Source organism: Roseomonas chloroacetimidivorans, assembly GCF_049629625.1.
GTDB classification, from domain to species: Bacteria; Pseudomonadota; Alphaproteobacteria; order Acetobacterales; family Acetobacteraceae; genus Roseomonas; species Roseomonas chloroacetimidivorans.
This window is the reverse complement of record NZ_JBNBZS010000013.1, coordinates 73,818-88,732: the sequence shown is the minus strand read 5'-3', so window position 1 is coordinate 88,732 and position 14,915 is coordinate 73,818. Positions and strand designations below refer to the sequence as shown.

At 69.8% G+C, this 14,915-nt stretch carries 11 protein-coding genes; 7 read left to right on the top strand and 4 right to left on the bottom strand.

Annotated features, from left to right (window positions below; genetic code table 11):
• The first annotated feature begins 80 nt into the window (after window positions 1-80).
• The 6 genes from msrA (at window position 81) to ACO1BU_RS12115 (ending at window position 5,086) form a co-directional block, all read left to right on the top strand.
• Window positions 81-653 carry a peptide-methionine (S)-S-oxide reductase MsrA gene (gene msrA / locus ACO1BU_RS12140; protein WP_424136208.1) on the top strand — a complete coding sequence of 191 codons (573 nt, stop codon included), beginning with the start codon at window positions 81-83 and terminating at the stop codon, window positions 651-653.
• A complete protein-coding gene (gene msrB, locus ACO1BU_RS12135) occupies window positions 650-1,090 on the top strand; it encodes a peptide-methionine (R)-S-oxide reductase MsrB (RefSeq protein ID WP_424136207.1) in 441 nt (146 codons plus the stop codon). The genes msrA and msrB overlap by 4 nt, the downstream gene beginning before the upstream one ends.
• A 170-nt stretch (window positions 1,091-1,260) precedes the next feature.
• Window positions 1,261-2,250, top strand: a complete 990-nt coding sequence (locus ACO1BU_RS12130; RefSeq protein ID WP_424136206.1) for a YncE family protein — start codon at window positions 1,261-1,263, stop codon at window positions 2,248-2,250.
• A gap of 4 nt (window positions 2,251-2,254) precedes the next feature.
• A complete protein-coding gene (locus ACO1BU_RS12125) occupies window positions 2,255-3,043 on the top strand; it encodes a polysaccharide deacetylase family protein (protein ID WP_424136205.1) in 789 nt (262 codons plus the stop codon).
• The gene (locus ACO1BU_RS12120) at window positions 3,043-3,990 is read left to right on the top strand and encodes a sterol desaturase family protein (protein WP_424136204.1); all 948 of its coding nucleotides are present in this window, start codon (window positions 3,043-3,045) and stop codon (window positions 3,988-3,990) included. The genes ACO1BU_RS12125 and ACO1BU_RS12120 overlap by 1 nt, the downstream gene beginning before the upstream one ends.
• Before the next feature lie 115 nt (window positions 3,991-4,105).
• Window positions 4,106-5,086, top strand: coding sequence for a Bug family tripartite tricarboxylate transporter substrate binding protein (locus ACO1BU_RS12115; RefSeq protein ID WP_424136203.1), 981 nt, complete (start codon window positions 4,106-4,108; stop codon window positions 5,084-5,086).
• 120 nt (window positions 5,087-5,206) lie between these two features.
• Here ACO1BU_RS12115 and ACO1BU_RS12110 read toward each other — a convergent pair whose 3' ends face one another.
• Window positions 5,207-5,962, bottom strand: a complete 756-nt coding sequence (locus ACO1BU_RS12110; RefSeq protein WP_424136202.1) for an OmpA family protein — start codon at window positions 5,960-5,962, stop codon at window positions 5,207-5,209.
• Window positions 5,959-7,197 carry a cupin domain-containing protein gene (locus ACO1BU_RS12105; protein ID WP_424136201.1) on the bottom strand — a complete coding sequence of 413 codons (1,239 nt, stop codon included), beginning with the start codon at window positions 7,195-7,197 and terminating at the stop codon, window positions 5,959-5,961. Before ACO1BU_RS12105 ends, ACO1BU_RS12110 begins: the two co-directional genes overlap by 4 nt.
• 226 nt (window positions 7,198-7,423) lie before the next feature.
• On the opposite strand from ACO1BU_RS12105, the gene ACO1BU_RS12100 reads away from it, so the two are divergent.
• The gene (locus ACO1BU_RS12100; protein WP_424136200.1) at window positions 7,424-12,115 is read left to right on the top strand and encodes an NAD-glutamate dehydrogenase; all 4,692 of its coding nucleotides are present in this window, start codon (window positions 7,424-7,426) and stop codon (window positions 12,113-12,115) included.
• An 18-nt stretch (window positions 12,116-12,133) separates the two neighbouring features.
• Here the strand turns inward: ACO1BU_RS12100 and ACO1BU_RS12095 are convergent, their stop codons facing one another.
• Together ACO1BU_RS12095 and ACO1BU_RS12090 are read right to left on the bottom strand one after the other, a co-directional pair.
• Window positions 12,134-13,822, bottom strand: a complete 1,689-nt coding sequence (locus ACO1BU_RS12095) for a stimulus-sensing domain-containing protein (RefSeq protein ID WP_424136199.1) — start codon at window positions 13,820-13,822, stop codon at window positions 12,134-12,136.
• Between the two features lie 69 nt (window positions 13,823-13,891).
• Window positions 13,892-14,809, bottom strand: coding sequence for a DUF3473 domain-containing protein (locus ACO1BU_RS12090; RefSeq protein ID WP_424136279.1), 918 nt, complete (start codon window positions 14,807-14,809; stop codon window positions 13,892-13,894).
• Between the last annotated feature and the right edge of the window lie 106 nt (window positions 14,810-14,915).

Here is a 14,915-nt window from a genome sequence, read left to right as displayed (position 1 = left end):
ACCCGCGCGCGCCAGAGGGCAAAGGGGGGCAGGCCGACATCCATCTTGGTGTCCGCCAGGGAAACCACCACATTGGGGTCATGACACAGACCCCCCAGAGTCCAACCCCCGGCACGGAGGTCGCGCTGCTCGGCGGCGGATGCTTCTGGTGCCTCGACGCCGTCTATCGCAACCTGAGCGGCGTGACCGAGGTGGTCTCCGGCTATGCCGGCGGCCATGTCGCCAATCCCTCCTACGAGCAGGTCTGCGGTAAGGGCACAGGCCATGCCGAGGTGGTGCGCGTGGTGTTCGATCCGAAGGTCGTGTCCTATGCCGACATTCTCCGGATCTTCTTCACGATCCACGACCCCACCACCAAGGACCGCCAGGGGGCCGATGTCGGGCCCCAGTACCGCAGCGTCATCTTCTTCGACGGCCCGCAGCAGGAGGCGACCGCAAAGGAGATTATGGCGGAGGTGGAGCGCGAGGGCCTCTATCCCGGCCCGATCGTGACGGAACTCCAGCCCGCGCCGACCTTCTGGCCGGCGGAGCCGGAGCACCAGGATTACTTCGCCCGCAATCCCTGGTCCGGCTATTGCCGCGCCGTGGTGGCGCCGAAGGTCGCCAAGTTCCGCAAGAGCTTCGCACACCGGCTGAAGGAGCGCGCGGCATGAGCGCGGCAGGCAAGGAAGGCGAGGAATTCGCCGTTGAGCGCAGCGACGAGCAGTGGCGGGAGAGCCTCTCGCCCGATGCCTATCGGGTGCTGCGCCATCACGGCACGGAGCGGCCCGGCACCAGCCCGCTGAACGTGGAAAAGCGCGACGGCGTATTCCACTGCGCCGGCTGTCAGGCGCCGCTCTTCACCAGCGACACGAAGTATGAGAGCGGCTCCGGCTGGCCATCCTTCTGGAAGCCGATCGAGGGGGCGGTGAAGACCACCACCGACCAGTCCCATGGCATGATCCGCACGGAGGTGAAATGCGCCACCTGCGGTGGACATCTGGGCCATGTTTTTCCGGACGGACCGCGCCCGACCGGGCTGCGCTATTGCATGAACGGTGTGGCGCTCGACTTCCATCCGAAGGACGAGGACGGGCTAGCGCTCGAATAAACCAGTGGATCGTGCCGACCGCGTGACGGTGGCCGGCTGATTTCAACCGGTTAAGGCCGGCGGAATCGCATCAAGGCCGCGTCATTCCATGCTAGACGGGATGGCGCGGCGCTGAGCGAGCCGTTAACCCGCAGGCCGTACTCGAAGCCCGTCCCGGAGCCGATCGATCCATGCGCCGCCTTGTTCTCGCGCTTCCTCTGCTGGCGGCTGGCCTTTTGCCTGGCTCGGGCCGCGCGAATGTGGTCTTCGTCGTGAATTCCATGGACCCGGGCATCCAGATCGTGGATGCCGCGACCCGGGCAGAGATCAGGCAAATTCCGGTTCTGCGGGAGCCGCATCATGTGGCGCTTACCCCGGGGAAGGATGTGCTGCTGGTCGGGGATTCGGCCGGGAACGAGATCCTGTTCCTGGACCTCGCGACGGGCGAGGTGCGGAAGCGCGAGCGGATCGCCAACCCGTACAATCTGGAATTCAGCCCCGATGGGAAGCTGCTGGTCGTGACTGGACTGCGGCGGGACCAGGTGGACATCTATGCCTGGGATGGGCCGAATCTCGGCCTGAACCTGCTCAGCCGGGTGAAGCCGGGGGACATGCCCAGCCATATCGCCTACCGCCCGGATAGTCGCTTTACCTATGTCACCCTCCAGGGCAGCCGCGCCATCGCGGCGATCGACCTGGAGACGCGCCAGGTGGCCTGGACCCTCCAGGTCGGGCGGCAGCCGGCTGGCATCATTTGGCATAATGGCAAGCTGCTGGTCGGGGTCATGGGGGCGGATTACGTGGCCGTGGTGGACCCGGAGGCCCGCAAGGTGGAGCGGACGATCAAGGTGGGCCGAGGGGCGCATGCGCTTTTCGTCTCGCCGGGTGGGGGGCCGATCTATGTCACCAGCCGTGTGGACAGCCGGATCACCGCGCTGGACCCGGTCAGCCTGGATGTGATGCGGACCTATGACGTGCCGGGCGGGCCCGACTGCCTCTCCTTCGATGAACGCGGGCGGATCTGGGCCACGCTGCGCTGGAGCCGGCAACTTGGCCTGCTGGACCCGGAGACGGGGGAGATGACCACCTCGCCCGTCGGACGCTCGCCGCACGGGATCTTTTTTCAGAACCGTAACCTCGAAGTGCGCCATGAAGCCTCCGACGCGCTGGTGGCCCGCTAACTCCATGGTCCCATGGCGTGATGCCGCGCGGCGGCTGCTGCTGGGCGGGCTGGCGGCGCTGGTTTCCCTGCCGGCCCTGGCCCAGGGCGGGGCGCAAGGGGCGGCCCGGAACTGCCGGGGCACGCTCTACCTGACCATCGACACGGGCTGGTCACGGGAGGCGGAGGAGATCGCCGCCATCCTGCGCCGCCGAGGCGTGCGCGCCACGCTTTTCCTGGCTGATGAGCCGACCTATCGCGGCGACCGCACCCTTTCCCCTGCCTGGGCCGAGTTCTGGCGTGCCCGTGCGGCGGAGGGGCATGTCTTCGCCAGCCATACCTGGCGCCATTGGTACTTCACCGGCGATGCCGGGCCGGGCCGGGTCCGCTATGCCTCCCGCCGTGCCGGGGAAGGATCGGAGGTGCTGGACACGGCCGCCCTCTGCGCCGAGCTGGAGCGGCCCATCCAGGCCCTGCGCGCCATGGTGCCGGATGCGAAGGTTCTGCCGCTCTGGCGCGCACCGGGCGGGCGTACCACGACGGGTGCTGTCGCCATGGCCCGCCAATGCGGCCTGACCCACCAGGGCTGGACGGCCCATGGCTTCCTGGGAGACGAGCTGGACGCCGCCGCGCATCCCAATCGCGCCCTGCTGGCCCGCAACCTCGCGAATATCCGTGATGGTGAGGTCCTGATCATGCATTGGGGCGTGCGCAGCCGCCGCGAGCCTTTCGCCGGCATTCTGGAGCCGCTGATCGCTGGTCTCCAGGAGCGCGGCTTCTGCTTCGACACTCTTCCGCCGGAGGGGCGGCGCTGATGCTCGATTCCGTGGTCCGCCTTTACGACTCCTTCACCAGTTGGCTGTTCCAGATCGGCGTCCAGCCCGCACTCTATGCGCTTGGCTTCATGGAGTGGGAGGAGGACGCCTTCGCCTGGATGGACTTTTTCGTCTTCGGTCTGGTGCAGGTGCTGGTGGTCTATGCTGTCTGCCGGCCGCTGGAGGCCTGGCGCCCAGTGGAGCGCTGGGATGACCGGCGCGTGGTGACGACGGATATCGTCTACACCCTGCTCGCGCGATTGGGCCTGCTGCCGCTGATTGCCTTTGTGCTGCTCGCCCAGTTGCAGGCGAAGTTCGAGGGATGGATCACCGATCTCGGCTGGGTCACGCCGAATCTCGAAACCCTGATCCCCGGGCTGGAGAGCCGGCCGCTGCTCGCCTTTGCGCTCTACATCCTCATCCTCGATTTCGGCGAGTACTGGCGCCACCGGCTTCAGCACACGATTCCCTGGTGGTGGGCGCTGCACTCCATCCACCACGCCCAGGAGAAAATGACTTTCTGGACCGACGACCGGAACCACGTGATCGACGACATGATCGCGGCGCTCTGGTTCGGTGGGCTGGCGCTGCTGATCGGCGTGCCGCCCGGACAATTTCCTCTCATCGTCCTGATCCTGCGCGTGGCGGAAAGCCTGTCGCACGCGAATGTCCGCCTCTCCTTCGGGCGGATTGGCGAGAGGCTGCTCGTCTCGCCGCGCTTCCACCGGCTGCATCACGGGGTGCTCTCGGCGGGGGAGACGGGGAGGAACTTTGCGGTGCTCTTCCCCTTCTGGGACATGATCTTCCGCACCGGTGATTTCCGGCGGGATGTCTTCCCGCGCACGGGAGACCCGGAGGCCTCGCCATCCCTCGTGCATGGCGGGTGGTGGCGGCAGCAGGTGGAGGGAACGCGCCGTTTCTTCGCCGCTCTGCGCGGGGCCGCCTGATCCGGCCGGGGCGGCTTGATCGCCGCCCGGCCTGCGGCATACTGCTCGTGGAAAAAGGGTAACAATCCGGCCACACGCCCATCATACGGCTTCGAGACCCACCGAGGAGGTTGATATGCGAGGCCGGTTTCTTCTTGCCGCGGCGGCACTCCTGCTGGCCGCCCCCTTGGCCCGTGCGCAGCAATTCCCGACGCCGGGCCGCCCGGTGCTGCTGATGGGCGGCTTCCCCGCGGGCACCCAAGCCGATGTGTATTGGCGCCTCATCCAGCAGCCGCTGGCAGCCGAGCTGGGTGTTCCGACGGTGGTGGAGGCGCGCAGCGGCGCCTCGGGCAATCTCGCGCTCGAGGCCACGGCGCGTTCGGCGCCCGACGGGCATACGGTGTTGGCGGCCACCTCCGCCATGCTGGCCATCAATCGCGCCGTGCTGCCGTCGATGCCCATCGACACGCAGACGGATCTCGCGCCGGTCATGACGCTGTTCGAGGTGCCAAACGTACTCGTGGTCAGCGCGGAGAAGCGGCCGCAATACACGGATTGTCGCGCCCTGATCGCCGCCGCGCGCGCGGCGCCCGGCAGGCTGAACTATGCCAGCTCCGGGATCGGTGCCTCCACCCACTTAGCGGCGGCGCAATTCGCCACGGCGGCCAAGATCGACATGGTGCATGTGCCTTATCGGGGCGGGCCCTTCGCGATGACGGCGCTCTACCAGGGCGATGCGGACCTGTTCTTCTACCAGTCAGGGCCGGTGCTGGAGGATTGGCGGTCGGGCAAGGTGCGGCTGCTCGGCGTGACCTCCGCGCAGCGCGTCTCGACCTTGCCGGAGCTGCCCACAATCGCCGAGGCCTGCGACATGCCGGGTTTCGAGAGTACGACCTGGTACGGCGTGGTCGTCTCGGCCCAGACGCCAAAGCCCATCATCAACCGGCTGCAGGCCGCCATCATGAAGGTGACGGACACGCCGGAGATGCGGGCGCGGCTGGAGGCGATGGGCTTCACCATGATGCTGGGCGGGCCGGAGCAGATGCGTGCGCGGCTGGCCGCCGACATCCCGCATTGGGCAAAGGTCGTGGAGCGCTCCGGCGCGCGTCAGCAGTAAGGGCGGTAGACCCCGGCCCGGCTTCAGGACGACGTGGTTCCTGAAGGGCAGCGGCCCTGCGCAGGGTAGCAGTTTAGCTATGCCCCAGGGACCAGGAGACTGACTCCCCTGGGGCCTCGCTTACCCGGCCTTCTCCGGCGCCTGTTCCGTGGATTGGGGCGGGGCAGGCGGCGTGCTTTCGCGCGCAGGCGGCTCGGCCGGGGGGACAGGGGTGGTTTCGCGCGGCGGGGCTGCTGCGGGCGGTCGGGCCGGCGGTGGTGTGGTCTCTCGTGCCGGCGGTTCGGCCGGGGGCGCCGGCGGCGCCGGGGTGGTCTCGCGCGGCGAGGGCTCGGCGGGAGCCTGGGCCGGTGGCGGAGTCGTCTCCCGTGCGGGTGGCTGGGCCGGAGAAACGGCTGGCGGGAGAGGTGTGGCCGGCTCCGGGCGCACGGCTGTGGCTGGCATCACGATAATGGAAACACTGCGCGCGACGGTGTTGCCGGTCGTCCGGCTGAAGCCGGCGACGCGGGCCTCAGACCGGAGGCGGGCTTCGGGGATGCCAGCGGCCTGGAGGGCCTCGCGCACGGCACGGGCGCGGCGGGCTGCGAGCTGGACGCTGGTCTGCTGGCCGCCCTCGCGCTGCGTATGGCCCAGGATGCAGGCGTTCCGGTCCGGCTCGCGCTTCAGGAGGGCGAGAGCGGCGTCGAGATTGGCGCGGCCGGCGTCGTTCAGGCTGTCCCGGCCGGGGGCGAAGGGGATGGCGAAGACGTCATCCTCCAGTTCCTCGGCACCAACGCAGCTGAAGGCGGCGGCAGGGCGGCTTGGCGCCGCAGACCGGGGTTGGGCAAGGGCGGGGCTGGCGGCGAGCGCCAGGAGGAGCACGGCGCGGAAGGGGGTCATGCGGCGGCGAGCGCTCCGGCGTTGGCGAGGCGGGTGAGCAGGGAGGCGGCGTCCACCATGGGGTGGGCGGCGCGGAGGGCGGAAGCATCCACCTCGCGGCGGGCGAGGAGCCAGGTGGCGGCCTCGGCCTCGGGCGGGGTGAGGGGCAGGGCCGTCGTCTCGGTGCGCAGCACCCAGTCGGCACCGCGGCGGACAGGACGACCGCCCTGCGTGAGGACACGGAAGACCCTGGCTGGTCCGGAGGCCGGCGCGGTGGAGATCTCCTCAGCCGGGGTATCGGCCTCGAGGCTGCGGGCGGCGAGGAGGTTGATCCCGCCACGGTGATACCGGGCCTCGGCAATATGCCGGGCGAGAACCTGGAGGACCTGCGGGTCGCGTGCGAACTCTGCCATGCGCTGGCCGAGCTGGGCGGCGCGGGTGGTCAGGGCGAACTGGGCAGCCGGGGTGCCATCCTGCCTCGGCAGGGGCTGGCGGAAGAGCGGATCCTGGATGGCGCGCTCGGCCAGCATATTGGCGAAATCAACCCCGATCGGGGCATGGACGCCGTAGGCCACGTGGACCGAGGCCGGGCCTTCGGCCAGGGCGTCGTGATACCAGCCCCGCGGCAGGTAGAGCAGGTCGCCGGGCTTCAGCACCACCTTCTCCCGCAGCGGCCCCTTGGCACGGTCGTGATGCGCTTGGCCAAGGCTGCGGAAGGCCGGGTGGGGAATCGGGTATTCGGCGCGGCCGGACCAGATATTCCAGGTCTTTTCCCCCTCCACCTGCACGGCCCAGACATCATGCGTGTCGAAATGAGTGGGGAAGGCCTTATGGGCCTGGAAGGAAACATAGACATTGGCCTGGGCGCGCCCGAGTCCGGCATTCTCCAGGGCTTCCGATACGCTGGCGAGGCCGGGGGTGAGGCTGTCCACGTCGTTGAGAACGAGGGAGGCGCCCTTTTCTATCCATTCCCGCAGCATGCGGGCGTCGGGCTGCCACACCTGGGCGTTGTCGCGGTTGTTGGCGCGGATGCAATAGGCCTCGGGCGGAACGGCCTGGGCGTCCATCTGCAGCTTGAGGGACTGGCTGGACCAGTTGTGGGTCTGGTTCAGCAACCGGTCGATACCGGACCAGGAGAGGACCTGCGCGAACTTGCCGGCGCCGCCCTTGATATGGACGGGCTGCCTGTCATGGAACTCGGCGAAAAAGCGCGCCTGGTCCATCGGGGCGAGGAGGTCTGCGAGGGTAAAGGCCATGGCTCAGGCAAAATAGGGCGGAACAGCTGGCGGCGGCCAGGGGCGTGGGGCAGGCTGGGTGGTGAGAGCCAGGCCGGGGCATTTCAGTCCGGTGCGGCTCGTCGCGCGGTCGTGCTTGCACTAGCAGGAGACCGCCCCTGATTCTCAGGGCATGACGGGACCGGAAATGGCCCATTGGAGGACCGAGGCGCCACCGGTGCCGGGGCCTCGCGAAGAGGAGAAGCCGATGCCCGATGACCGGATTCCCGCAACCTGCGGCTCCGGCGCCGATGGTATGCGCGAGGCGCTGCTGGTCGAGGCGGGGGCGGCGCTGTCGCGCATGGCACCGGCCCTGCCCGGGGCGGCACATGCGCTGCTACGGGGGCTGGGCGGAGCGACTCCGCTGGAGGAGCTGGCGGGGATGGCGCCGGAGGCGCTGGCGGCGGATGCGGCCTCGCTCTTCTCGGTGGCGGAGCGACGGCCGCGCGGCACGCTCGCCCTGCGGCTGACGCCGCCCAGCGGGTCGGGCCGGGGCGGGGCGGTTGCGGAGATCGTGACCGACGACATGCCATTCCTGGTGGACAGCTCGATGGCGGCGCTCTCGCTTTCCGGACGGAGCGTGCGGCGGCTGCTGCACCCGATCCTAGGAGTACGGAGGGACGCGACAGGGCGCATAGAGGCGATCGGGCCGGCATTGCCGGGCGGGCCTGCCGGTGGCTCGCTGGCCGAAGTGAACGAAAGCTTGATGCGCATCGAGATCGCCCCGCACGGGGCGGGGCGCATCGCGCCGGCAGACTGGCCGGAGGTCGAGGCAGCGCTGCGGCAGGCCATGGCGGAGGTGCGGCAGGCCGTCGGCGATCTCGGGCCGATGCTGGACCGGCTGCGGAGCGCCGAGCTGGAAGTGGCGGCTGCGCCGGAAGGGGAGGAGGCGATCGCCTTCCTGCGCTGGCTTGCCGAGGACAATTTCGTCCTGCTGGGCCACCGCATCCTGCGTTTTCCGGCGGAAGCTGGCGCGGTTTCGGCGGAAGACGGGCTGGGACTGCTGCGGGACGCATCCGTCGTGGTCTTCGATGCCTTGCGGGATCTGGCGCATGTGCCGGACGCCGTGCGGGAATCACTGGCGGCGCCGGTCGCGCTGGCCGTGGCCAAGGCGAATATGCGCCTGCGCGTGCACCGGCCCAGCCATGCCGATGTGGTGGCGACGCGTATCTTTGCCGATGACGGGCGCGTGGTCGGGCTGCGGCTCTTCCTCGGGCTCTTCGCGGCCACGGCCTATAACCGCAGCCCGCGTTCCATCCCCTGGCTGGGGCCGAAGGTGCGGCGCGTGCAGGCCGCTTTCGGGGCGCCGCCGAACAGCCATGACTGGCGGGCCTTCCAGTCGATCATCGATACCTGGCCGCGCGACGAGTTGTTCCAGGCGAGCGAGGCGGAGATCCTGGCCGGGGCGAGGCGGGCGCTGGACCTGACGATCCGGCCGCGGCCGGCGCTGGTGCTGCGGCGTGATCCCTTCGGGCGCTACGTTTCCGCGATCGTGTGGCTGCCGCGCGAAGTTTATGACACGCGGCTGCGCGAGCGGGTGGCGCGGCTGCTGACCGCGGCCTTCGAAGGACGGCTTTCCGCTTTCTACATTGCCATGGCCGATACGCCTCTGGCGCGGGTGCACTACGTCATCGGAACAGAGCCGGGCGCGGCACCCGTGGTAGATGCGGCGGCGCTGGAAGCGGCGATCGTGCAGGCCGCGCGCGGCTTCCCGGAGGCGGTGGCCCATGCCCTGGCGGAGGAGGCGGGCGAGGCCGAAGGGGCGCGGCTGGCCGCACGGTGGGGGGATGCCTTCCCGGCGGCCTATGCGGAGGTGATGACCCCGGCCCAGGCGGTGGCCGATCTGCGGCTGGCCGAGGCGGCGCTGGCTGCGCGCCGGCCCGTAGCGGCTGTGGCGCGCATTCCCGGCGAGGGGGCTCGGCGGCTTGCGCTGCGCCTGGCGAGCCCAGGCGGGCCGCTGCCCCTGGCGGATGCACTACCTTTGTTCGAGAGCCTGGACCTGCGCGCGATCGAGGAGCAGCCCTGGCGGCTCTGCCCGGCGGGTGTTGGTTCCGTGGTGCTGCATGTCTTCACGCTGGAGGCGGGGACGGAGGCAGCGGAGGACCGCTTCGACGAGTTGCTGGATGCGCTCTCCGCGCTGCTGGAAGGGCGCGCGGAGGCGGATGGCTTCAACCGGCTGGCCCTGCGCGCCGGAATCACTTGGCGCGAGGCCTGGCTGCTGCGGGCGATCTTCCGCTGGTGCAAGCAGGTAGGCTTTGCCTTCCCGCAGCCGGCCGTGGAAGCCGCGCTGGCGGCGAACCCCGAGGCCGCTCGGATCCTGATCGATCTGTTCAAGGCGCGCTTTGATCCGGACGCGGTGGATCGCGAGGCGGCTGAGGGGAAAGCCTCCGCCGAATGGTCGGCGCTGATCGAGGGCGTCGCCGATCCGGACACGGATCGCATCCTGTCGCGGCTGCGCACGGCGCTCGATGCGGTGCTCCGGACGAACTACTTCCAGGGGAAAGATTATCTCTCACTGAAGATCGACAGCGCGCGTGCCGGCGAGATGCCGGATCCGCGGCCGTGGCGGGAGATCTTCGTCTCCGCGATGCATATGGAGGGCTGCCATCTGCGCGCCGGCCCCGTGGCGCGCGGTGGCATCCGCTGGTCGGACCGCCGGGAGGATTTCCGCACGGAGATCCTGGGCCTGATGAAGGCGCAGCGGCTGAAGAATGTCATCATCGTGCCGACCGGGGCGAAGGGCGGCTTCATCCTGAAGGGGAATGTGCCGCTGCCATCCGAGCGCGAGGCGTTCATGGCCGCGGGCGTGGCGGCCTACAAGACGCTGATCCGCGCCATGCTGGACGTGACCGACAATTACAGCGCCGATGGTAGCGTCGTCCCGCCGGACCGCGTCATCCGGCGGGACGGGGATGATCCCTATATCGTCGCGGCGGCGGACAAGGGAACGGCGACCTTCTCCGACATCGCGAACGCGCTTTCGGTCGAATACGGCTTCTGGCTGGGGGATGCTTTCGCCTCCGGCGGCTCGGCCGGGTACGACCACAAGAGGATGGGGATCACGGCGCGCGGCGCCTGGGTGATGATCGCACGCCACTTCGCCGAGATGGGACGCGACATCCAGGCGGAGCCCTTCACCTGCGTCGGCGTGGGCGACATGTCCGGTGACGTCTTCGGCAACGGCCTGCTGATCTCCCGCCAGACACGGTTGGTCGCTGCCTTCGACCATCGGCACATTTTCCTCGATCCGAATCCTGATCCCGAGACTTCGTTCAACGAGCGCAAGCGGCTCTTCGACATGCCGCGTTCCTCCTGGGCCGATTACGACGTACGGCTGGTGAGCGAGGGCGGCGGCGTGTTCCCGCGCAACGCGAAGTTCATCCCGCTTTCGCCCCAGGCGCGCGCGATGCTTGGCATTGCCGAGGAGCGTGCGGAGCCGACGGTGGTGATGCGGGCCATCCTGAGGGCGGATGTCGACCTGCTGTATTTCGGCGGCATCGGGACCTATGTGAAAGCGAGCACCGAGGGCCAGGCGGAAGCGGGCGACCGCGCGAATGACACGCTGCGCGTGGATGGGCGCGAGATCCGCGCGAAGGTGATTGGCGAGGGTGCGAATCTGGCCGTGACCCAGGCCGGGCGGATCGAGGCGGCGCGCAACGGCGTGGCCATCGACACCGATGCACTCGACAACTCCGCGGGAGTCAGCACCTCGGACCACGAGGTGAACATCAAAATCCTGCTGGCCGAGGCCGAACGCGGCGGCAGGCTGACGCGGCGGCAGCGTGACGACCTGCTGGAATCCATGACGGACGAGGTGGCGTCACTGGTGCTGGCCGACAACGCCGCGCAGTTCGCTGCGGTATCGCTGGAACAGGCGGCAGGGGCCGAGGCGCTGCCCGCACAGGCCGTGCTGATCTCGCGGCTGGAGGCAGAGGGACTGCTGGACCGGGCCGTGCTCGGCCTGCCTTCCGCGGCACGGATGGCGGAGCGGATCGGGCTGGGCGATGCGCTGACGCGGCCGGAGATCGCGGCGCTGCTGCCCGTGGCAAAGCTGTGGCTGACGGATGCGATCGAGGACAGCGCGCTGCCGGACGATCCGGCCTTCCTGCCGGTGCTGCGCGGCTATTTCCCGCATGCGTTGCAGGAGAGGCTTCCCGAGTTGATCGAGCGGCACCGGCTGCGGCGCAACCTGGTTGCGACGATCCTGGCGAATGCTGCCGCGAACCGGATTGGGCCGGCAGGTCTCGCGCGCCTTGCCGGGGAAAGCGACCCGGCCTCGGTGGTGCGGGCGGTGTGGCTGGCGGACCGACTGTTCCGAATCGGAACGGCGGAGGACTCGCTGGACTCGGCGGGGCTGCCGGTGGAAGCGCGACGTTCGGCGCTGCTGGCCTTGCGGCGTCTGCACGAAGATGTGGCGCGCGCCCTGCTCGGCGAGACGGCGCCGCTGGCCGAGGCGGAGGCGCTGCTGCTGCCGGGTATCGCGGCCCTGATCACGGCTGTGCCGGTGCCTGAGGGATCGCCCCTGCCGGAGCAGGCGGCTCGGTTGGTGGCGGGGACCTCCTCGCTCTCCGCGGCGGTGGGAATCGTGCGGCTGGCCGCCGGGGCCGGCGTGACGCCAGGCGAGGCGGCGGCGGCCTGGGACGCGGCCGGGCGGGATTTCGGGCTGGAGGCGCTGCGGGCGGCGGCCCGGGCCGCTTCGGCACCGGGTGCCTTCGGTCCGCGCGCCAAGGCGGCACTGCTGGAGGATCTGGGCGCGCTACAGACCCGAATAGCGCGCGCTGCGCTGGCCGGGGCGCCGGTCAGCGTGCCGGCCGAGGCGGTGCGGCTGGCACGGGAAGCAGCGGGGCAGGGTGACCTCGCGGCCGTTGCGGTGGCCCTGCGCGGGCTGGAGCGGGGGTGAGGGGGCGGGCTGCCGGCCTTACACCACCGGCAGCCGCACCACGAAGCGCGCTCCGGCGACGCTGCCATCGAGGTTGCGGCGGTTCTCGGCCATGATGCGGCCGCCCAGCCCTTCGACAATCTGGCGGGAGATGGACAGGCCCAGGCCGGAATGCTGGCCGAAGCGCTCGCCGCTCGGGCGTTCCGTATAGAAGCGGTCGAAGATGCCTTCGAGCTTCGCCTCGGGGATGCCCGGCCCCTCATCCTCGACCGAGATCTCGGCCACCGCGCCCGTGACGCGCGCGCGCACGCGGACGACGCCCTTGGTCGGGGAGAAGGAGACGGCATTGCCGAGCAGGTTGCGGAAGACCTGCACCAGCCGCCCTTCCACCCCGCGCACGACCAGGCGAGCCGGCGCGTCGATCTCCATCCGCGGATCGTTCTCGCCGCGCGTGGTGTTCTGCAGCTCGACCAGGGTGGAGAGGATAGGTGCGACATCCACCGGCTCGGCCACCGAGCGGGAGAGTTCGGCATCAACGCGTGAGCTGTCGGCGATATCGCCGATCAATCGGTCCATCCGCACCGCGTCCTCGGCGATGATGGCGAGAAGCCGCTTCTGCTGGTCCGGGTTCTCCACACGCCGCAGCGTCTCGATGGCGGAGCGAACGGAGGTAAGAGGGTTGCGCAGCTCATGCGCGACATCGGCCGCGAAGCGCTCATTCGCGTCCACCCGTGCCCAGAGTGCGTTGGCGCCGGTCTGAAGGGCGCGGGCGAGGACGCCAATTTCGTCCTGCCGCTGCATGAGCGGCGCAGGCACCGAGCCGCCGCGCCCCTTGCCGGCGCGCATGGAGGCGGCGGAGGCCGCCAGTTCCAGCATCGGCGAGGCGAGGGTGCGGGCGAGATAGACCGACAGCGCCACCGTCAGCGCCAGTGCCATGAGGAAGAGCGCGAGGACAGAGCCGCGGATCTCCATGACCCGCTCATCCACCTCCCGTGCCTCGCGGGTGAGGAGCACGATGCCCACGGGCTGGTTGGCACGGCGCGCCGGTTCCGCAACCGAGACCAGGAGCCGGCCATCAGAGGTCCGGCGGACATAGGGGTTCACCCCGCCCTCCAGCGCCAGCCGCAGCTCCTCCCGCCGGTCGGGGCCCAGATCGGGCTGCCAGTCAAAGGCGGGCGCGCCCGGAGTCTCGTCCACCACCACCGTCGCGGGACCATGCACGCGGGGCAGGCGGAACCAGTCCAGCACCGTCTCATAGGCGCGGGTCAGGGCGCCGGCGACGGGGCCGGGCTGGTCAGGCGGGGCCAGCGGCTCGGTCACGATGGCGCCGCCCGGGCCTTCCCGCACGCGGCTGTCGGCCACCAGCAGCCCGTTATTGTCGAACAGCTTCGCCTGGGTGCCGGGGCTCGGCTCCGTCAGGCGCCGCAGCAGCGGGCGGGCGACATCCGGTACCAGCGTGGCCCGGTCGTCCTGGATGCGAACGCCGGCCTCGGCAATGCCGTTGGCATAGATGCGGGCCTGGGTCCGCAGCCCCTGCACCTCCGCGGCCAGGAGGCCGTCCTGGTACTGGTCGAGATAGAGAAGGGTGGTCGCCAGCAGGAAGGGCGGCAGCATGTTGACCAGCAGGATGCGGCGCAGCAGCGGGGAGACGCGCCGACCCCTCCCGCGCTGTTCCATGGGAACGGGCGGGGGGCGTTCGGTCGTGACAGGGCCGCTGGCGTCCGGCATGCGGAGCAGCATAGGACGGTTTCGGGCCGGCGGTGAGTCCGCCGCGTGGCAATGATGGGGCGGCGCCCCTTAGACTTCCGGAGCGCGCTCGAACAGGCCGGGGGAGGCGTCCATCTCCTGGCCGGAGACCGGCGGAAGATCACTCCCGGCGCCGGCGGCATGCCAGCCCTCTTCCAGCCTCTCCCCCAGCGGAACGGAGCGCCGTCCGGTCAGCATGGCCCGCAGCCGACGGGTGGTGACGCCGCGATTGGCCCAGAGAAAAAAACTGCTGAACAGGCTGTAGCCCTCCGTCCGGCGGAAGGGTTCCAATGTGTCGATGTCGTATGGGTGGCAATAGGTCCAGGCCAGTGGCCCTTCCAGGCGGGGCACCAGGAACCGTAGATCCCAGGGCGCCAGGTAGCGCAGATACATGCCGCCCAGCAGTGGCAGGTTCAGCGGCCCGAGCCTGGCCACGGGGGCCGGAAGTTCCAACAGCCCGCCTGGCCAGGCGAAGGGTCGCTGCGGCGCCTGCCGGTGCCCGTGCAGGAGGGCGCAGCCCGGCAGGACGGAGGAGGAATAGGTGTGCCCCACCTCCAGCAGCGTATCCGCCGCCCACTCCGTGCGCTCGGTCAGGGAGAAGAAGGGGGCACGAAAGCCCAGCACCGGCTGGCCGGAAAGGTCCTGCAGCGTGGCCCGGGTACGGTGTGCCTCCTTCCGCAGCGCGGCGGGGCCGAGCGCCTCCAGTGCACGATGGCTCTGGTTGTGGGAGGCGACCTCATGCCCGCGGGCAGCTATGTCGCGCACCAGCCAGGGCGCGGAATCCGCCACCTCGCCCAGTATGAAGAAGGTGCCGCGCGCGCCGGTCTCATCCAGCAGGTCCAGCAGGGCCGCGGTGGCGGCCAGATGGCGCGTACCGCCGGGATCGGTCGGGCTGCGCTCGATATCGGCGGTGAAGGTCAGTTGCTCTGGCAGGGACACGAAGGGGCAGCTGCGGCCGGTGCGCAGCATGCGGGCCACAGGCTGTTCCTTTGACGGGCCGCGGAGAGGGTTAGGCCCCGTTTTTGGGTTTTTTTTGAGGCGCTTCACCATTCTGTGTGCTTTATCCGTTCCAGGA